Genomic DNA, 18,881 nt, shown 5'->3' with positions numbered 1-18,881 from the left:
GGTCGATAGGGCCGTTGGTCACCCGTGGTCCCGGCGTGTGGGTTCGGTAAGCCCTACCGTGGATGGCAGTTGGGCTGAACACTGGATGGGAAACGGTGTGTCCGCCTACCGCGACCGGGAGGTGACCGGTGCACGACATCGTCACGCTGACCATGAATCCCGCCCTGGACATCGCAACTGCCACCCCAAAGGTTCGACCGGACCACAAGCTGCGGTGTGCCTCGCTCCGAAACGACCCCGGAGGCGGCGGCGTCAACGTCGCTCGGATTGCGCACGCTCTCGGTGCCTCGGTCCTTGCCGTGATGCCCACCGGCGGCCCCACCGGCCAGGTGGTGCGCACCCTGCTTGCAGGCGAAGGGGTGCCGTGCGAGGTGGTGCCGATTCGAGGATCGACACGGGAGTGCATCACCGTGGCGGAGACCGACACGGCCCGCCAATACCGATTCGTCCTCCCCGGACCCACCCTCACGAGAGATGAACAGAGTTCCTGCCTGGACGCGATCGAAAGGCTCTCCGCAACGGCCCGCTTCGTGGTGGCCAGCGGCAGCCTCCCCCCTGGCGTACCGACCGACTTCTATCAGCGGGTGTCGACCGTGGTGCAGGGCTCCGAGGCGCGCTTCGTCCTGGACAGCTCGGGCGAGGCGCTGCGGCAGGTGCACTCCGGGGTGTTTCTGCTCAAACCGAGCATCCGGGAGCTACGAGACCTCACTGGACGACCGCTCGAAACGCCGAGCGACCAGGTGCGTGCGGCGCGGGAGCTGATCGAGTCGGGCGTGTGCGCTCGAGTCGTGGTTTCTCTCGGATCTCGGGGCGCTCTCGCCGTCACTCCAGACAGGCAGTACACGATCCCCGCCCTCCCCAAGGAGGTGCGCAGCGGCGTCGGTGCGGGCGACAGCCTGGTTGCGGGCACGGTGGTGGGGCTGTGTCGTGGATCGAGTTTCGGTGAGGCCGTCAGGCTCGGGGTCGCCGCGAGCGCGGCCATGCTGATGACACCGGGCACCGCCGCGTGCACCCGCGACCAGGTCGAGCAGTGTCGATCGGAGTTGCACGGCATCGAAGCGGCCTCGGGTGCGACGGATATGTGCCGCTGACCATCCCGCTCCCACCCCAGCGGTTCTGCGAGTGGTGAGCACACCTCGGTGTCGACTATCCGACACTGGTGAGGAAGTCGATGAGCAGGCGATTGACCGCGTCGGGCCGCTCGAGGTATCCGTAATGGCCGCAGTTGGCGATCTCTTCGTAGCGGGCGCCTGGGATGGCGTGGGCAACTTCGCGGCCGTACACGGGTGGTGTCATCCGGTCGTCGGCGAAGCCGATGACCATGGTGGGGACAGTGATGCAGGCATAGTCTCCGAGCCGGTTGCGCGATCTGTCCATTCCGAGTTGGGCCCGCACGCCAGCCGTGGTTCGGGATGTGGCGGAGAACTCGAAGATGTCGAGCCACTCCTGCGCCTTCTCTGGGTTCTCGAGGGTCCGCGGCGACAGGTGCAAGAGTGCGTTCACCGCCGCGGCGTACTGCGGTGGCAGTACGACTCCCTGGTCGTGGAGGGCCTGCCGCCCCAGGTTGAGAGTACTTTCGACCGGATGCGGTCTCCCGGTGGTGGCGAGCATGACGGCCTTGGCGACCAGGTCCGGGCGCGCCAGCGCGAGTTCCTGGACAACCCGTGCTCCCATGGACGTACCGACGACATGGGCCGGGCTGGCGCCGAGATGCTCAATGAGCGTAGCGGTGTCGGCAACGAGATCGTCGATGCTCATGTTGTCCGTGCCCTCGTCCGACGGCGCGATCCCACGATTGTCGAAGGTGGTGACCCGGAATCCGGCCTTCACCAGAGCTGGGACTTGGAACGAGTTCCACACGCGGCCCGGGCTGCCGCTCCCCATGACCATCAGAACAAGTGGACCGGTGCCGGTGACGGTGTAGTTGAGTCGGATCCCGTTGAGGGTGGCGATGGGCATGTGAGTGGGTCCCTTTCATCGTGCAGGAGGTGCGGGTGGGGTGTCCGTCTATTCGCCGGCCATGGACGGGATTTGCTCGCCCGTGGCCGGCGGCTCTATCCGGGCGTGCCGACCTGGACGATCGTGGGAAGGCGGGATCGGTGTGTCGTCCTCGCGTCGATGGGCGCCGCCATCGCGCCCGTCCTTCCGCGCTGTGGGAGCTCGGTTCACCTGTCAGTCCTTGTCGTATCGGGGTTCGCGGCGCGTGGACCGTCTGCCGAGATGGTGATTCCGGCGCAACGTGCGACGGCATGCCGAAAGGCCCGTGTCGCAGATCGTGGACGCACGCAGGATCTTTCGCTGGATGCGGCATCGTCTAAGGGGCCGATCGGTATCGGGTCTCGTACTCCGCACGTTCCTTGTCGAGCCGAGACTGCTTGTGTTTGTCGAGGAGCTGCGGATCGAGGCCGTGGCTGACGAGGCGGTGACGCAGGTAGATGTTCTTCAGGGCGAACAGGAAGTAGACGAACGGCAGGAACAGCAGCAGGACCATGCTGATCCGGATGAGCCACGGTCCGGGGATGAACAACAGGGCCGCGAGAATGGGGACGAGGGGAACCAGGCAGCGGATCGCGTACCGGCGGGTGGCGCCGGGCCCCGTGATGTCGTTGACGACCCAGCCGTGGAGGCTTGATGGCAGGGTTCGGCCGACGAGGTAGCCGAGACGCTGGCGTGTCGTCGGTGTGGTGGTGGGTTGGGTCTCTGGCATCGGTCAGTCCTCTGTGCTGGTGGAGGCGTAGCGGCTTTCGGGCAGGACGAGCGTTCGGGCATGGCTGATCGCTCGCGGGGTGGTGTCGAATACGTGCCGGTCCTCGCTGTCCTTGGTGGTGAACACACCGAGGACCTCGAGCGGGCGCAGATGCTCTGGTTTGGCGCCTGAGATCAGCACAGCGATGTGGCGGTGTTCGAGTTTGGTGATGGCGTCCTTGAGGACGATGGCGCCGGTCGCGTCAAGGGCGGTGACCCGTGACATGCGCAGGATCACGACCTTCACGTCCGAGACCTCGGCGAGCTCGAGGAGGAAGCGGTGCGCGGCGGCGAAGAACAATGCGCCCTCGATGCGGTAGGCGACGATGTGTTCGCGGAGGAGTTCGTGTTCCTCGGCTAGGTGATCGTCGTGCTCGAGGGGGACCTGTTCGATCCGCGCGGACTTGGCGACCGCCCGCAGGGCGAGGATCGCGGCGAACCCGACGCCGACGGCGACCGCGGTGACCAGGTCGAACACGACGGTGACGAGGAACGTTGCGACCATCACGACGGTGTCGGCGCGGGTGGCGCGGGCGATGGCGAGGATGGAGGCGGTCTCGACCATCCGGACGGTGGTGGCCAGCAATACTCCCGCGAGCGCGGCGAGGGGGATCTCGGCAACCAGCCCGGCGGCCAGGTACACGATCGCGGCGAGGATGAGCGCGTGGGTCAGGGCCGCGAGTCGGGTGCGGGCGCCGGAGCGGACATTGACGGCGGTCCGGGCAATCGCGCCGGTGGCGGGGACTCCTCCGAACAGGGGTGCGGCGATGTTCGCCAGGCCTTGCCCGAACAGTTCCCGGTCGGGATTGTGGCGCGTGCCGACGCCCATCGAATCGGCGGCCGTCGCCGACAGGAGCGATTCGAGTGCCGCCAACGCTGCGACAGCGAGGGCCGGCGCGATCAGGGAGGTGAGATCACCAAGGTGGAGAAAGCTCAGCGTCGGCGCGGAGAACCCGGACGGAATGGCGCCGATTCGCGCAATGTCCAAGCCGAACAGCTGCGCAACGGCGGTTGCTCCGGCGACCGCGACGAGGGAGAACGGGACCCTCGGGAAGTAGCGTCCGCCGATGAGGATCGCCACGGCCACCACCAGCGCGATCGACGGTGTCAGGATCGACGGGTCCGCCACGAATTTGCGAGCCGCGTCGAACGCGGACTGCCACACCTTCTCGCCTTCCGCGCCGGAGATCCCCAGTGCGGCCGGGATCTGCTGGAGGGCAATGACGACGGCGATGCCGGCGGTGAACCCCTCGATCACCGGGGCGGGCATGTACCGCACGGCCCGGCCGACGCCCGCGAACGCCAGCCCGACCAGGACCACTCCCGCGACCAACCCGACCGCCAGGACCCCGGTCGGCCCGTACTGGGCGACAATCGGCACCAGGACCACCGTCATCGCCCCGGTCGGGCCCGACACCTGGAAGCGGGAACCGCCGAACACCGCCGCGACCGCTCCGGCGATGACCGCAGTCGTCAGGCCCGCGGCGGCGCCGAGGCCGGTGCTCACTCCGAAGCCCAAGGCCAAGGGCAGCGCCACCAGCGCGACGATCAGGCCGGCGAGCAGATCCGCACCGGGTGCCCGGAGTGCGGGTTTCCACTCGCTCCATCTGGGCAGGAGTTCGGCGACCGACCGTAAGGCCCCGGCCATACGGGCTCCGGCGGGGCCGGTCGTTTTCGCGGGCCCGGTCGGGACTTCGAGTTCAGACATGTGCAGTTCCTCAGTGTGCCGTGAATCTCTCAAGCAATTCACTTCCACAGGCAGGGCCTGCTGAGGGGGAATCAGGCCCTGCCGGCGGAAGCGGCGACCCGGCGCGAGGAGGGCGATCCCTCTCCTCGCGCCGGGTCCGGGGAGGCACGGAACGCGGGTGGATCGACGTGATGCGCTCCATGCCTGGATCGTGTGCCGCGGCCGTCAGGCCTTGCCGCGGCGGGTGCGGACACGCACGCGGCGGAAGTCGGCGTCTCGTGTTGTGGCAGGTTTGCCAGGAAGCGGATCGGCGAGAGAAGGCGCACTCAGTCGGAGTTTGAGGGCGCCGAGTTCTTCGCGCAGGACATCGGGCAGGGTGTTGCCGCCGATGGTGGCGTACCACTCGTCGATCAGCCGTGTTTCGGCGATCCACTCGACCGGGTCGACCTTCAGTGCGGCAGCGATCTTGGTGCGGTCGAACTTCATTCCCGCCAGGTCGAGTGCATCGAGAGTTGGCACGTAGCCGATTGGCGTCGCGTCGGCCACGCCTTCGCCGTCGATCCGCGACAGTGCCCATTTGAGGATCCGGGAGTTCTCCCCGAATCCTGGCCACAGGAACTGGTCGTTGTCGCCGCGTCGGAACCAGTTGACGTAGAAGATCTTCGGCAACTTGGCCGGATCCGCCTTCGCTCCGATCTCGAGCCAGTGCGCGAAATAGTCGCCGACGTGATATCCCAGGAACGGCAGCATCGCCATCGGATCTCGTCGTACGACGCCGACCTGACCGGTCGCGGCGGCCGTCGTCTCGGAGGACAGGGTCGAGGCAAGGAAGACCCCGTGCTGCCAGCTCAGCGATTCGGCAACCAGAGGGACGGTGGTGGCGCGGCGGCCGCCGAAGAAGATCGCCGAGATCGGCACCCCGGCCGGGTCGTTCCATTCGGGGGCCACGGTGGGACACTGCGCGATCGGGGTGCAGTACCGCGAGTTCGGGTGCGCTGCACGCTCACCCGAGTTCGGGGTCCAGTCTCGGCGTTTCCAGTCGGTCAGGTGGGCCGGCGGCCGATCTGTCATACCTTCCCACCAGACGTCGCCGTCGTCGGTCAGCGCGACATTGGTGAAGATCGAGTTGCCCCGCTCGATGGTTGCCATGGCATGCGGGTTCGTGTGGATGCCGGTGCCGGGGGCGACGCCGAAGAACCCCGCTTCGGGGTTGACCGCGTAGAGCCGGCCGTCGTCACCGAAGCGCATCCAGGCGATGTCGTCACCGACGGTTTCCGCGGTCCATCCGTCGAGGGTGGGCTCGAGCATCGCGAGGTTGGTCTTGCCGCACGAGGACGGGAAGGCCGCCGCGATGTAGTGCGTCTTCTTCTCTGGAGAAGTGAGCTTGAGGATGAGCATGTGCTCGGCCAGCCAGCCCTCGTCCTTGGCCATCTTCGAGGCGATGCGCAGCGAGTAGCACTTCTTGCCGAGCAGGGCATTGCCGCCATAGCCGGATCCGTAGCTCCAGATCGTCCGCTCCTCCGGGAAGTGGGAGATGTACTTGGTGCCATCGCACGGCCAGGCGGAGTCGGCCTGGCCCGGGTAGAGCGGGGCGCCGACTGAGTGCAAGCACCTGACGAAGTCGACTCCGGTGGTGAGCTTGTCCCACACCGCGGCTCCGGAGCGGGTCATGATCTGCATGGACACGGCGACGTACTCCGAGTCGGTGACCTGGACGCCGAACTTCGGTTCGGCCGCGTCGATGGGGCCCATGCAGAACGCGATGACGTACATCGTGCGACCGGACATCGCACCGCGGTAGTGCTCGGTCATCACCGTCTTCATGTCGACGGGGTCCATCCAGTTGTTCGTCGGCCCGGCATCGGCCTCGAAGCGGGAGCAGATGAACGTACGATCTTCGACGCGCGCGACGTCTTCGGGGTCCGAGGCGCACCAGAAGGAGTTCGGCTTGCCCTCGAGGCGGACGAAGGTTCCCTTGTCGACCAGTTGTGTCGTCAGGCGATCCCATTCGCCGGCAGATCCGTCGCACCACACCACGGCGTCGGGCCCGGTGAGGTCGGCGACCTCCGCGACCCAGGACACGATCTCATCGTGCATTGTCGGAGCGGCCCCGATGCCGGTTGCGGGTGTGGTCACGGTGTTCTCCTCGCGAAAGTCGTCGAATGTGGTGCGGATGAAGCTGTGTGCACTGCTATTGGTGCCGGCTGCGGTCGGTGAGATGGGCGAAGATGCGCCCGACCTGGCGAGTGATCGCGCGGATGACCAGACCGTCGTCCGGCGCGGGCAGCGCCTGCCCGGCCGGCGTGGTCAGTGCCAGTGCCCGCGCGGTGGCGGCGAGCACCTCCGAGGTCACCTCCCTCGCGTCGTGCCCGCACATGGCGCTGATCAGACCCGGCACAACCAGCTGCCCCACCGAGTACGGGTCCGTCGGGTACGGCACGGTGCGGCCCGGTGCGTCGGTGTCCGCGGCTGTTCCGGCGAGGTCGATCAGAACGTCGTTTCGCTCCATCAATCGACGCAGCGGGAAGGCGTGCGCGTCGCCGCCGTGCCAGTTGGCAATCTGCCCGATCCCGGACTTCATCAAGGTGGGGCCTAGCAGGGGTGCGCACTCGGGACCATTGACCACCACCCTCCCCGAACGAGGCGCGGCGCCGCGTCGACGAAGGAGGGAGATCGTGGTCGCCGCAAGCCCGGCGGTGACCACGTCGAGTTCGGTGATGATCAAGGGCCCTCCGCGCGCCGCCACTTCACCCTTGACCTGCGAGGACTCCCGGGCGGCGAGGCCGGTCACGAACGCAACCGACACGGGTGGTGCGAGTGCGCCAATCTGCGCTGCGATGACCCTCGCGTCGCCCGTGGTCATGGGCAGCCGCAACACGCGAATCGGTGTGTGCGTACGGATCAGGCCCGCGTACTGCTCCATCGATGTCCACGGCGAGCGCGGCGGGACGGCCCGAGAACGACGGTTCTGAGCCTCTGCAACTGTCACCACGGCAACGTTGAGCCCCAATAGCTGCAGGTCCGCGTGGCCGGAGCGTCCACGCGTGTCGTCGTCCTCGTCAGTCACCCTCGTTGTCCGTTCGTGCAAGGTATGCATTTAAGAAATTCTGCAATTAGAGGTTGGCACGGATCCACGTCCAAGCTTGCTTGTCAGCTGGCGGAGTCGCTGGCCAATGCGGCCGACTCTGGTAGGTCCTCCAACAGCTCAGCCTGGCCTGCAACGACACCGGTGAGGATCCCTCTGGCGATCGCCAACAGATCCGCGACTTTCGGTGAGGTCAGCGCATAGGTGACCGACAGGCCTTCACGCCTGGCGGTGACGAGTCCGGCGCGTCGCAAAATCGACAGCTGCTGCGACAGATTCGCGGGCTCGATCCCGACCTCGGGCAGCATCTCCGAGACGGCGTGATCGCGCTCGCTCAACAATTCCAGAACCCGGATGCGCGCCGGGTGACCCAGTGTCTTGAAGAAGTCCGCTTTCATCTGATAGAGCGGTTGGCGCGAGTTTGCGACCATGGCGCCTCCTGCTGTTATCCGTTGGGCGGTGAGCCCACGACATCGTGCCTCGCCGGCATCATTCCACAATCCGAACGCTACTTGCGAATCTTAGCAATTTAGCGAGGTCGACTGATATGAAGAACAAGTTCTAGTTTGGGTTCTTCTTTGAGAGGTAGTTCACCGTGGGCACACCAGTAATCGTCGAGGCAGTCCGTACCCCGATCGGCAAGCGAGGGGGTTGGCTGTCCGGCCTGCACGCGGCGGAGACCCTGGGCTCGGTTCAGGTCGGACTGCTCGAGCGGGCGGGCATCGACCCCCTCCTCGTCGAGCAGGCCATCGGCGGCTGCGTCACCCAGGCCGGTGCACAGTCCAACAACGTCACCCGGGTCGCCTGGCTGGCCGCGGGTCTGCCGTGGCAGACCGGCGCCACCACCATCGACTGCCAGTGCGGCTCCGCACAGCAGGCCAACCACCTGATCGCCGGGCTGATCGCCACCGGCGCCATCGACATCGGCGTCGCCTGCGGCGTCGAGCAGATGAGCCAGGTCCCGCTCGGCGCCAACGTCGGCACCGAGGCAGGCCCGCGCCGGCCGGCGTCCTGGGACATCGACATGCCCAACCAGTTCGAGGCCGCCGAGCGGATCGCCAAGCGTCGCGGCATCACCCGCGCGGACATCGAGGCGCTCGGCGTCCGCTCGCAGGCCCTGGCCAAGCAGGCCTGGGCCGAGGGACGCTTCGACCGCGAGGTGCTGCCCGTGACCGCCCCCGTCATCGGCGAAGACAAGCTGCCGACCGCCGAGACCACAGTGGTTTCCCGGGACCAGGGCCTGCGCGACACCACGCTCGAGTCGCTCGCCAAGCTCAAGCCGGTCATCGAGGGCGGCATCCACACCGCCGGCACCGCCTCGCAGATCTCCGACGGCGCCGCCGCAGTGCTGCTGATGGACTCCGACCGCGCCCTCGCCCTCGGCCTCAAGCCCCGCGCCCGGATCGTCTCCCAGGTGCTCGTCGGCGCCGAGCCCGAATTCCACCTCGACGGCCCCGTCCAGGCCACCGCCAAGGTCCTCGAGAAGGCAGGCATGAAGATCGGCGACCTCGACCTGTTCGAGGTCAACGAGGCCTTCGCGTCCGTCGCACTGTCCTGGGCTCGGGTGCACGGCCCCGACATGGACAAGGTCAACGTCAACGGCGGCGCCCTCGCCCTCGGCCACCCCGTCGGCAGCACCGGATCCCGCCTCATCACCACCGCACTGCACGAACTCGAGCGGACGGACAAGTCCACCGCACTGATCACCATGTGCGCCGGCGGCGCGCTGGCCACCGGCACCATCATCGAGCGGATCTGACCTCGTGGTGTCGGCCGTCGGATGGGTCCGCCGGCCGACACCAGGTCACAATGTGGACCGCCTCGTCGACTGTCGGGCGGCGCACGATTCGGCCTGAGTTCATTCGCGTGGTCGGTCGCCGATCCGGGCGTGTTCCAGCAGGATTCGGCGCTCGGCCATGCCGACCGTGCGGCGGGTCTGCTCGACGGTGTCCGGTGTGACCGACACCGAGTTGATGCCCCTCCGGACGAGGTGCTCGGCCAGTGCGGGCGCGCTCGACACCGCTTGACCGCAGAGCGACGTCGTCATCCCCACCGCTCGGGCGCGATCCAGGATGAGATCGATCGTCGCCAGGACCGCCGGATCCATCGTGTCGAACAGGTCTTCGCAGATGTCCGAGTCCCGGTCGACGCCGAGGACCAACTGGGTGAGGTCGTTGGTTCCGATCGACAGGCCGTCGATCCCGAGACGGGCATACTCGTCCAGCCAGTACGCGACCGAGGGAACCTCGGCCATGATCCAGCGGAGCATGCTCCGGTCTCGCCCCAGCGGGTGAGCGTCGACCAGTTCGAGGCACCGGGCGAGCTCCCACCGAGTGCGGACGAACGGGATCATCAGGTGCACGTTGTCGAACCGCTGGCGTACCCGGTGCAGCACGTCGAGATCGAGGGCGAACAGTTCCGGCTCACGGACATACCGGAAACAACCCCGGTACCCGATCATCGGGTTCTCCTCGACCGGCTCGCATTCGCCGCCGTCGAGATTGGCGAACTCGTTGCTCCGCAGATCGATCGCGCGGTAGATGACGGGCCGAGGCGAGAAGGCCTCCGCGATCCGGCCCACGCCCTCGGCCATGGACTCGACGTAGTCATCCCTGTGCCCCTCCTCCATCAACTTGCTCGGGTGCTTCCCGCCCAGCGCCTCGGTGATCATGAATTCGGCTCTGAGCAGGCCCACTCCGTCAACGGCAAGTGCGGCCGCGGCTTCCGCGGTGTCGGGGGACGCGAGGTTGACATATATCGCGGTGGCGGTCTGTCCCGCTCGGCTGCCACCTGTTCTGGTGGAGGGCGTCGCAGGCGCCGCAACGGCGCGGTCGTGGACGTCGGCTCCGGCAACCACGACGCCCTTGCTGCCGTCGACCGTGACGACCTGCCCATCGGTCAGGACCGTCGTCGCATTGTGCGCACCTACCACGACCGGCAGGCCGAGTTCTCGGCCCACGATTGCGGCGTGGCACGTGATGCCCCCTCGATCGGTGACGATCGCGGCCGCGCGCCGCAGAATCGGAATCCAATCCGGTCTCGTCATCGGGGCCACCAAGACGTCGCCGGAGCGGAGACGATCGCCGTCCTTCGGAGACGTCAGCACACAGACCCGGCCGCTCGCGGACCCTGGTCCTGCCCCGAGGCCGCTCGCCAGGACGTCGACGGGGGCCGCCTCGCTGGGCTGTGTCGGTTGGACCGATGTCTCCAATGTCGTTATCGGCCTGGTCTGCACCACCCACAGGTCATCACCGGCAATGGCGAACTCGAGATCCTGCGGTGCGCCGTAACTCTTCTCGATGGTCGTGGCCAGCTCGGCGATCCGGCTCAGCATCCCCTCGTCTAGCACCCGATGCCGCTGTGCCGCCGGCGCGATCTCTTCCTGACTCTCGCCGGCGGAATCGCCTCGGATCTGAAACGTTTGGGTGCCCAGATGCATCTCGACGAGCGTGCCGGAGTCCTTGTCCATCGTGTAGGTATCCGGTTCGACCTGTCCACCGACCACCACCTCGCCGAGACCGCGCGCGGCTTCGATGACGATCCGCTCGCGCGAGCCGGTCCGGGGATCCGCCGTGAAGACGACCCCGGAACGGTCCGAGGACACCATCGTCTGCACCACGACGGCGACCGACGGCTCCTCACCGTAGCCGCGTGCGGCCCGGTAGCTCAGGGCCCGTTCGGACCACAGCGACGCCCAACACCGCCGCACCGCATCGAGCACCGCATCGTCGCCGCTGACATTGGTGAAGCTGTCGTGGATTCCCGCGAACGACGTGTCCGCCGCATCTTCGGCGGGGGCAGACGACCGAACCGCGACCCGAATGCCGTCGCCGAGGCGGTGATACGCACCCGCGATCCCGTCTCGCACATCATCCGGTATCGGCGCGGCCAGAACGATTCCCCGCAGCCGCTCGGCCTGGTCGCTCAACGGCCCAGCCCCGGCGTCCGGAACCCGGTGTGCGTACAGCTCAGACCGGACACCGCCCTGCCCCATTGTCTCGAGGTAGGCGTCGGTGGTGACTACGAATCCGGTCGGCACCGCCAGCCTCAACCGGGTCAGCTCACCGAGGTTGGCGGCCTTCCCGCCCACTGTTGCGGCGTCGGTGAGTCCGACCTCGTCGAGTCCGAGTACGTACTTCGATGTCGTCGCACCTTGGTCAGGCATGGCTCGCCTCCTAGTGGCCGCTGACACTCAGCAAACGCCAGTGCAGGGGCCGAATCCAGGGCATTTAGTCCCTGAATGGCAAATCGACGTCGGCGTGGCGCGCGGGTGCGGGAAGGAGAGACTCGACCGCGCGCTCGATTGCCCGGGCCAGGTCGCCGAGGTCGGCAGTGGTGTCGTAGTCGCCGGTGAGTCCGAAGGCGAGGCGGTCGTGGTAGCTGAGAATCGCGATGCCGATACGCAGGCGCACCGCGATGGGCACGTAGGGGAAGACGTCGAGGATCCTCCGTCCCAACACATGTCGTTCGTCGCGTGGTCCGGGAATGTTCGTGGCTACGGCCACGACACTGCGCTGCGGGTAGCGAAGGGCCAGTCGAACGGCCCAGGCCATCGGCATGAACGGCCCGAACTGCGCCAGGGACGTGAACGCTTTACCCCCTTCCGCCTCGCCCTGGTTCTTGTGCGCCGCGAGCCGTTCGTGCACCGCGACAAGGCGTTCGACGTCGTCCTCGATGTCGACGGGAAGGAACGGCAGCATCAGCGAGACCTGGTTGTGCGTCGAGTCACGGTCGCGTCCTGAGCGCACCGACACGGGTACGAGTGTTCGCGCCGCGTGGGCGTCGGGCTGCTCGCCTCGTTGCAGAAGGACTGTGCGTAGCCCGCTCGCGATTGCCGACAGGGCGACGTCGTTGACGGTGACGTCGTAGGCGTCGCAGATCTCGCGGACATCCGCCAGCCTGGCTCGGGCCCCGCAGTACCGACGCTGCCGGCCGATCGGCCCGCTCAGAGAGGTAGCGGACGAGGTGGTCACCATTCCCGTCAGTAGCCGTGCGAGTCCTTCGACAGCTCCGGCGGCCACCGCTGCCATTCGCTGTGGAGCGGTCACGACGGTGGACAGAAGCCGAAGCTGACGGCGCGGAGACATCAGGGACTCCACGAGTCCCGCAGCCCGCACCCGCGGCGGCGCCGGTCCGGGCTCCGGGGTGACTCGCGGGTCCGGCTCGTCACACATGGCATCGAACAGCTTCGTCCCGGTGATGCCGTCTGCCAGACAGTGATGCAGCTTGGCGAGGATTGCCCACCTGCCGTCGGCGAGGCCCTCGACAACCCAGCACTCCCAGAGTGGATGGTCGCGGTCCAACCGGTGTGCCATCACCCGTCCGACGAAGCCGAACAGTTCGTCGTCCCCTCCGGGCTCGGGGAGCGCGACGCGTCGCAGGTGTCGGTCGAGGTCGAAGCTCGGGTCGTCTGCCCACGACGGGGCGCCCACATCCATGGGGGCGGTGTGCAGTTTCTGCTCCGCGTGCGGAAGGTTCAGCAGACGGACGGCGACGGCCTCGCGGAACTCGTCCTGGTCGGGAGCCGGGCCTTCGATGATCGAGAGTGCCCCGATGTTGAGGCTCGCGTGTCGATCGGAATCCTCTGTCTCGAGAAAGCCCGCGTCGAGGAAGCTGAGGTTGTCGGATGCCATCTGTCTCACCTCGGCTTCGGGCGGTCGTCATCCTGAAACATCAGGTGGTCGGGGCCGGTGACCGACCACCAGGGCTGGTTGTTGTGTATCGACGGTGCCCTACAGGCGAGTGCGACGGCCGATTCGACTGTCCGTCGGTTCGGGATCGTCGGGATCGTCAAGTGTCCCATCGCGGCGGTCTCATTCCCGATCACGATGCCTCCGGACTGTGTCCGGCACCGGTGGCTCCTCGTAGAGGGCGGCACCGGCAGTCACACCCGCCCCCGCCGCGACGATCAGCGTGCGGGTGCCGGCCGCCATGCGGTGACGGCCGTGGTCGAGCGCGCCCACCAACGCGGCCGTGTGCATGCGAACGTCTTCGGCCACGCTGATCCGGGTCTCGGGAACACCCAGTCGGGTCGCGAGCGCTGCTCGGTAGCCAGGGCGGGCCGGTGCGGCCACGATCGTGTCGACTTCGTCGAGGCCGCGGGAGGCGCGCGCCAGGCACGAGGTCACGGCCGCAGCGGACGCGGACGCATAGCGTTCGTCCAGGGAATCGGACTGGCTGATGTGGAGGACGTTCCGGTTGTCACCTTGAGCGACCGTGGCTCGGAACGACTCGCCGTCGTCGGGCTCGTTCACCCAGGTCACCGAACCCAGCCCGTAGCCACCGCCACGCCAGCTGCACAACATCGCTCCCCCGGTGGCGGAGAACGGAAAGTGTTCGCTCATGCCATGACCGGGATCGGCGTCACTGGCCACGACGAGCGCGCATCGGATCGCATGCGAGCGCAGGAATCCATCGACGATCTGCAGGCCTGTCAGCATTCCGCAGGTGCCGTTCGCGACGTCGAACGAGAACGTGCCGTGGGAATCGGTGTGCGGGTCCTCGGGGTGCGCGCCGATGTCTTCCTGGATCATCGCGGCGAGTGCGGGCTCACCGAGGTTCCGATCCCGGTACAAGCCCGTGTTGACGAGCAGATCGAGATCGTTCGCACTGCGCCCGGCACCCTCCAGGCAGGACTTCGCCGCGGCCACGGCAAGATGCAGGGCGCTGTGCCGTGATCGCCACCGACCGTGCACGATCTCCAGTCGATCAATGACGGTGCCCATAACCTGCCACCAACTCCTCGTCGATTTCCACCAGGACGATTCCGATCTCCAGGCCGGACGCGAGGGCGATCAGTGCAACCGTCTCCCCCGGTCGGATTCGGCCAGCCTCGAGCTCTTCTACCAGTGCGACGGTGTGGCTCGTGGAGGCCGTGTTCCCGTATTTGTCGACGGTGATGACGGCGTCGTGCCGGGGTGAGTCGCCGAACGATGCCATCACTTCGGCCATCCCCTTACGGATCGCTCGAGCAGAAGTCTGATGTGTGATCACGTGGTCGATGTCGTGAATGGACAGGCCGAGGGTGTCGAGGACCTCGTGCAGCAGAAGGGGGGTGTCTGCGATGGCAGCCTTCTGGATCCCCCGCGAGTTGGTGAACATGCGGGCGCCGGGATCGTCACCCTTCGGGTACGCGAGGCACAGCCGGCTGTAGTCGGCCACCGTCGTGAACCCGGCCAGCCGGATCCCGGCAGACCCGGCAGGGGCACGCTCGAGAAGCAGAGCAGCGCCTGCGTCGCCCAGGGTCAGCGACGCCAACTCCTTGCTCATGATGTTGTGGATGTGTTGGGCCGCGTTCTGGCCGAGCTGGGAGATGTACTCCCCACTGACGATCAGGGCCCGTTCGATCAGTCCCTGCCGAATCCAGTTGTTCGCCACGGTGACACCGGTCAACATCCCGGCGCAGGCGTTCGCGAGGTCGAAAGTCATCGCTGTCACGGCGCCGAGGGCACGGGCGACGGCGCTGCTCATGGTCGGTTCGAGCCACTGGGTCAATCCGTCACGGAACTTGGTGATACTGCAGCTGATCACGACGTCGATCGATTCCGCGGTCCGCCCGGAATGCCGCAGCGCATCCTGCGCAGCAGTTGTCGCGAGTGTGTAGGAGTCTTCGTCTCCGACCGAGATCCGGCGTTCGTGGATGCCGGTCAGTCGTTCGAGGTCGATGTGCGTCGTATGGCGGGTGGCCGCCATCAGGTCGTCGGTTGTCAGCCGCGTCGCCGGCAGATGCCGTCCGGCACCGGCCACCCGGGTGTGGAAGGGCAACCGACCATCTGGGTTCTCGGTCTCCATCACGAGCCAATGCTTGACCATCGAACTGCCACCTCCGCCCATCTACGATCTCGCAGCGCTGGCGTGCGGACCAGAGTATTTCGGCCTCTCTTCGGGTTTCTCACAGCCGTGCCCGGCAGCGACGCCGGTTTGTCTGTCGATGCCTCAGCGGGAATCCCCCGGGGGTATCTCAGCGTTGTATAGACAGATAGGGGACGTGTGAGGGCGGCCCCCGAACAGCGAGAAGCGGACGCCATGAGGCACGCACACGAAAGGTCGGACGACAACGAATCCGGACGCCCGGACTCGCGTGGCGGGCTGCATACGCCGACAGCGATGGCGGTGGCCCCGACCTTCGCGCCGTTGGCGGACCAGTTCTTCGGGCTGTTCAACCGGACGTCGGACGGTGGTGGCGCACTGGCGGTGTACCTGCACGGCGAACCGGTCGTCGATATCTGGTCTGGCTGGTCCACCCCCACCACGCGCTGGCGGTCCAGCACCGTCTCTGTGTCGTTCTCGACAGGGAAAGGCGTCGCGAGCACCGTCCTTCACCGCCTCGCCGACCGCGGGCTGATCGGCTACGACGCCGCAGTCGCCGAGTACTGGCCTGAATTCGCGAGCGCGGGAAAGGACTCCATCACGGTGCGCGAACTACTGAGCCACCGCGCCGGACTCCATCGTGTGCGTGGCCTGGTACCGGGACGCTTGGCGCTCCTGGATCACGACGGGGTGGTGACCGCGCTGGCAGCGGCAGTCCCCGACCGACGGCGCGGTGTCATGCCCGGCTATCACGCGGTGACCTTTGGATCGCTCGTCGCCGAACTGGCCACCCGGGTCACCGGAATGTCGTTCACCGACTTGGTCCGAACCGAGATCGCCGACCCCCTCGGCATCCCCGAGTTCTGGTTCCAGGTGCCAGATGAAGAGCGCCGACGCATCGCGAAAACCTTTCCGCGAATCACTCCATTCGGGATCCCCTGGGATGTGGCGTCCCTCCTCCTGTCGCGGACCCCGGGGCTGCACAACCTCGCCGCCGCAGGCATGCCGGAAGGGTTCGACGAACTCGTCAGGAACCCGGCAATCCACGACCACGTCATGCCCGGCTGGAACGGGGTCTTCAGCGCCCGTGGCCTGGCTCGCATGTACGGGGCGATCGCTAACCAAGGCATGGTGGACGGCACCCGATTCCTGAGCGAGGACGGCCTCGGTCAGATCGGCGAGGTGCAGACAACGGCCAGGGACTACGTGCTCGGAATCCGGATGAACTGGCGGCTCGGTTATCACGCCGCGTTCGTCGCGAGCCGAACACAGTCGCCCTACGCCTTCGGTCACTACGGCCTCGGCGGCTCTGGGGCCTTCGCCGACCCGGACACGGGTCTGTCGGTGGCGTTCGTGACCAACCGGATGGGCAACACCCTCACCCCCCTCGCCGACCTGCGGTTGGCGAAACTGGGTGCGGAGGCCGAGTCGATCGCGCGGCGACTGTAGGCAGGACTCCTGGTCGCGCTTCACATCCGGTGCGGTGTCGGGCGATCGCCTGCTCGAGTTCGGCAACGCGGCGCTGTTCGTGACGGCGATCGGGGCCTCGGCGTGACCTGGCCCGATCCGAGTCCGCTGACCAACTGGTGGGCGCGCGTCTTGTTCGGCGACTGTCGACGTCCGTCGTGATTGCCCCGTGCCGTGCGAGCCGATCGACGAGAGAAGTTCGGCCACAGGGCTTTGTGCTTTGCTGGGGCTGTGTCGTTGAAGGCGTGTGTCCGTGACAGGGTGCCCCGCGATCCGTTGCGGGACCTCGGTCCCGACGTCATCGAGGCCGCCATGACAGCCGTGCTTTCCTGTGGTCCGCGTGGACTTGCGGCGACGACGTTTACCGACAGGCCTGAATCCCCTGTACCTCGACTGCGACGCGCACCCAGCGGCGCTTGCCCCACGGACTGAACGATGGAGATTGCCCTGCTCCTGGCGATCGCGACGACATTCGCGTTCGACCTCACCAACGGCTTCCACGACTCGGCAAACTCGATCGCCGCGCTCGTCGCCACCCGGGCCGCCCGCCCCGGACACGCACTGATGCTCGCCGCGGCCGGGAACTTCGCGGGACCGCTGCTCGTCGGAACGGCCGTAGCCGACACAGTCGGCGGGGTCGTCGAGTTGCCCGCAGATACAACGATCACGGCGGTCGGCGCCGCGGTCACGGCGGCGATCGCGTGGAACCTGCTGACGTGGCGGCTGGGGCTGCCGTCGAGTTCGTCGCACGCTCTCGTCGGTGGACTGGTCGGCGCGTCTCTGGTCGCCGCGGGCACAAGCGGTGTCCACTGGGGCGGGTTCACCGACGGGCACCCCACGGGCATCGTGGGGATTCTCGTCGGCCTTGCAATCTCCCCCGCCTTGGGTGCGCTCGCGTGTGCACTTCTCGGGGCGCTCGCGTGGAGGCTCATGCGACGGGCCCGGCATCGCACACTCGACCCGGTTCGCAAGGGAGAATGGGTCACGGCCGCCACCCTCGCGTTCAGCCACGGAGCCAACGACGCGCAGAAGTCCATGGGCGTGATCACACTCCTTCTGGTCGCGGGCGGGCAGCTCACAGAATTCACGGTGCCGTTGTGGGTCAAGCTTGCCGCCGCGACGAGCCTGACCGCCGGTACCGCATTCGGAGGCTGGCGGATCGTACGGACCGTGGGCCGCGGCGTGTACCGGATGACTCCGCTCGATGGACTGGTCAGTCAGGGCGGCGCCAGCAGTGTGATCCTCGGGGCGGCGCTGGTCGGCGCACCGGTGAGCACCACGCACGTCGTCGCGGCCGGCGTGGTAGGTGTGGGGGCACAGCATCGCAAGCAGCACGTCCACTGGAAGGTGGTCAAGGAGATGGGCTCGGCATGGATCGTCACGCTACCGGTGACCGCACTGCTCGGGGCGGCGCTCTTCCCGGTGTGGGAGGCGATCTGATGCGCTGGCCCCGCCTACCGACATCCTGGTTCCTGCCACGTTCGTTCGACGTGCTGAGCAAGTTGCATGCGCAGCTCGCGATCGTGGAGCAGGGCATGCAGGTCCTCCAACGGTGGGGACACGGGGAGGCCGCGACCCGCGATGCCGTCACGGAGCTCCGGGTCATCGCCGCGGCCGAGCATGCCGCACGTCGCGATCTCAACATCGCGGTCCGCGACAGTTTCAGTACTCCGCTCGAGGCGGAAGACCTGTTCGAACTAGGGGAACGTCTCGGCGAGGTCACCGAGGCCGGGTATGCGCTGATCCGGGAGTCGGAGTTGTCGTGCTCAGGGCCGACATGCACCGAACCGGACCCGTGCCTGGTCGCGCTACTCGACACACTCGCCGCGGCGGCTGTCCCCCTTGCGGAGGGACTTCGAGCACTGCCGGGTGGCGCCGCAGCGATTTACGCAGATCGCGCGATTGAGGCATTGTCGCCCGCAGAGCACGCGTACCGCGCCGCGATCGCCGACCTCGAGCATGAGCCCGACCTCCGGACGGAGGCGCGCCGGCGGGAGCTGTATCGCCGGGCCGAACACTTGCATGACGCGATCCTTCGGGTGTCGCGGCGCACCTGGTACGCGGTGTACAAAGCTCAGTGAGGAAAGC

General features: G+C 67.2%; 15 protein-coding genes. 5 read left to right on the top strand and 10 right to left on the bottom strand.

Features of this window, described 5'->3' with window-relative positions; genetic code table 11:
* Window positions 1–128 precede the first annotated feature (128 nt).
* On the top strand, window positions 129–1,091 hold the full coding sequence (locus JOE46_RS05130; protein WP_179800659.1) for a 1-phosphofructokinase family hexose kinase: 963 nt from the start codon (window positions 129–131) through the stop codon (window positions 1,089–1,091).
* 55 nt (window positions 1,092–1,146) lie between these two features.
* Here JOE46_RS05130 and JOE46_RS05125 read toward each other — a convergent pair whose 3' ends face one another.
* The 6 genes from JOE46_RS05125 to JOE46_RS05100 form a co-directional block, all read right to left on the bottom strand.
* Window positions 1,147–1,959 (bottom strand): alpha/beta fold hydrolase, encoded by an 813-nt coding sequence (locus tag JOE46_RS05125; protein ID WP_209926482.1) that lies wholly within the window; start codon window positions 1,957–1,959, stop codon window positions 1,147–1,149.
* Window positions 1,960–2,314: 355 nt separating this feature from the next.
* A complete protein-coding gene (locus JOE46_RS05120; protein ID WP_097213286.1) occupies window positions 2,315–2,707 on the bottom strand; it encodes a DUF5313 family protein in 393 nt (130 codons plus the stop codon).
* Window positions 2,708–2,710: 3 nt separating this feature from the next.
* Window positions 2,711–4,393, bottom strand: coding sequence for a SulP family inorganic anion transporter (locus JOE46_RS05115; protein WP_373560284.1), 1,683 nt, complete (start codon window positions 4,391–4,393; stop codon window positions 2,711–2,713).
* A gap of 264 nt (window positions 4,394–4,657) precedes the next feature.
* Window positions 4,658–6,529 (bottom strand): phosphoenolpyruvate carboxykinase (GTP), encoded by a 1,872-nt coding sequence (locus JOE46_RS05110; RefSeq protein ID WP_097213284.1) that lies wholly within the window; start codon window positions 6,527–6,529, stop codon window positions 4,658–4,660.
* 94 nt (window positions 6,530–6,623) lie between these two features.
* Window positions 6,624–7,499, bottom strand: a complete 876-nt coding sequence (locus JOE46_RS05105; RefSeq protein WP_257017672.1) for a hypothetical protein — start codon at window positions 7,497–7,499, stop codon at window positions 6,624–6,626.
* Between the two features lie 83 nt (window positions 7,500–7,582).
* Window positions 7,583–7,948, bottom strand: a complete 366-nt coding sequence (locus JOE46_RS05100) for a helix-turn-helix transcriptional regulator (RefSeq protein WP_097213283.1) — start codon at window positions 7,946–7,948, stop codon at window positions 7,583–7,585.
* 164 nt (window positions 7,949–8,112) lie between these two features.
* On the opposite strand from JOE46_RS05100, the gene JOE46_RS05095 reads away from it, so the two are divergent.
* Entirely contained in the window at window positions 8,113–9,276 is a 1,164-nt protein-coding gene (locus JOE46_RS05095; protein ID WP_097214452.1) for a steroid 3-ketoacyl-CoA thiolase, read from the top strand.
* A gap of 99 nt (window positions 9,277–9,375) precedes the next feature.
* On the opposite strand, the gene ppsA is transcribed toward JOE46_RS05095, so the two are convergent.
* From ppsA to JOE46_RS05075, 4 genes are all read right to left on the bottom strand, one after another.
* Window positions 9,376–11,682 (bottom strand): phosphoenolpyruvate synthase, encoded by a 2,307-nt coding sequence (ppsA, locus tag JOE46_RS05090; protein WP_097209666.1) that lies wholly within the window; start codon window positions 11,680–11,682, stop codon window positions 9,376–9,378.
* 64 nt (window positions 11,683–11,746) lie between these two features.
* Window positions 11,747–13,150, bottom strand: a complete 1,404-nt coding sequence (locus JOE46_RS05085; RefSeq protein WP_097209667.1) for a wax ester/triacylglycerol synthase family O-acyltransferase — start codon at window positions 13,148–13,150, stop codon at window positions 11,747–11,749.
* Between the two features lie 180 nt (window positions 13,151–13,330).
* On the bottom strand, window positions 13,331–14,242 hold the full coding sequence (locus tag JOE46_RS05080) for a 3-oxoacyl-ACP synthase (protein WP_097209669.1): 912 nt from the start codon (window positions 14,240–14,242) through the stop codon (window positions 13,331–13,333).
* Window positions 14,226–15,329 carry a 3-oxoacyl-ACP synthase III family protein gene (locus tag JOE46_RS05075; protein WP_097209670.1) on the bottom strand — a complete coding sequence of 368 codons (1,104 nt, stop codon included), beginning with the start codon at window positions 15,327–15,329 and terminating at the stop codon, window positions 14,226–14,228. Before JOE46_RS05075 ends, JOE46_RS05080 begins: the two co-directional genes overlap by 17 nt.
* Window positions 15,330–15,542: 213 nt before the next feature.
* Here JOE46_RS05075 and JOE46_RS05070 point away from each other — a divergent pair, with 213 nt between their 5' ends.
* The 3 genes from JOE46_RS05070 (at window position 15,543) to JOE46_RS05060 (ending at window position 18,874) form a co-directional block, all read left to right on the top strand.
* Complete coding sequence (locus JOE46_RS05070; RefSeq protein ID WP_097209671.1) at window positions 15,543–16,775, top strand: serine hydrolase domain-containing protein; 1,233 nt, start codon at window positions 15,543–15,545, stop codon at window positions 16,773–16,775.
* A gap of 453 nt (window positions 16,776–17,228) precedes the next feature.
* Window positions 17,229–18,233: an inorganic phosphate transporter gene (locus JOE46_RS05065; RefSeq protein WP_097209672.1), complete on the top strand. Its 1,005-nt coding sequence runs from the start codon at window positions 17,229–17,231 to the stop codon at window positions 18,231–18,233.
* A complete protein-coding gene (locus tag JOE46_RS05060) occupies window positions 18,233–18,874 on the top strand; it encodes a hypothetical protein (RefSeq protein ID WP_097209673.1) in 642 nt (213 codons plus the stop codon). The genes JOE46_RS05065 and JOE46_RS05060 overlap by 1 nt, the downstream gene beginning before the upstream one ends.
* Window positions 18,875–18,881 lie beyond the last annotated feature (7 nt).

It is taken from the genome of Rhodococcus sp. PvR099, assembly GCF_017833315.1.
In the GTDB taxonomy this organism is placed as follows: Bacteria; Actinomycetota; Actinomycetes; order Mycobacteriales; family Mycobacteriaceae; genus Rhodococcus_G; species Rhodococcus_G oryzae.
The sequence above is the reverse complement of the archived record's forward strand: the minus strand, read 5'-3'. Positions and strand labels throughout refer to the sequence as shown.

What these genes read in the sequence shown, in the direction of transcription:
- JOE46_RS05125 (WP_209926482.1), bottom strand. Translation starts at nt 1,959, where the DNA reads ATGCCCATCGCCACCCTCAACGGGATCCGACTCAACTACACCGTCACC.
- JOE46_RS05060 (WP_097209673.1), top strand. Translation starts at nt 18,233, where the DNA reads ATGCGCTGGCCCCGCCTACCGACATCCTGGTTCCTGCCACGTTCGTTC.
- JOE46_RS05075 (WP_097209670.1), bottom strand. Translation starts at nt 15,329, where the DNA reads ATGGTCAAGCATTGGCTCGTGATGGAGACCGAGAACCCAGATGGTCGG.
- JOE46_RS05120 (WP_097213286.1), bottom strand. Translation starts at nt 2,707, where the DNA reads ATGCCAGAGACCCAACCCACCACCACACCGACGACACGCCAGCGTCTC.
- JOE46_RS05070 (WP_097209671.1), top strand. Translation starts at nt 15,543, where the DNA reads ATGAGGCACGCACACGAAAGGTCGGACGACAACGAATCCGGACGCCCG.
- ppsA (WP_097209666.1), bottom strand. Translation starts at nt 11,682, where the DNA reads ATGCCTGACCAAGGTGCGACGACATCGAAGTACGTACTCGGACTCGAC.
- JOE46_RS05080 (WP_097209669.1), bottom strand. Translation starts at nt 14,242, where the DNA reads ATGGGCACCGTCATTGATCGACTGGAGATCGTGCACGGTCGGTGGCGA.
- JOE46_RS05100 (WP_097213283.1), bottom strand. Translation starts at nt 7,948, where the DNA reads ATGGTCGCAAACTCGCGCCAACCGCTCTATCAGATGAAAGCGGACTTC.
- JOE46_RS05065 (WP_097209672.1), top strand. Translation starts at nt 17,229, where the DNA reads ATGGAGATTGCCCTGCTCCTGGCGATCGCGACGACATTCGCGTTCGAC.
- JOE46_RS05085 (WP_097209667.1), bottom strand. Translation starts at nt 13,150, where the DNA reads ATGGCATCCGACAACCTCAGCTTCCTCGACGCGGGCTTTCTCGAGACA.
- JOE46_RS05110 (WP_097213284.1), bottom strand. Translation starts at nt 6,529, where the DNA reads ATGCACGATGAGATCGTGTCCTGGGTCGCGGAGGTCGCCGACCTCACC.
- JOE46_RS05115 (WP_373560284.1), bottom strand. Translation starts at nt 4,393, where the DNA reads ATGGCCGGGGCCTTACGGTCGGTCGCCGAACTCCTGCCCAGATGGAGC.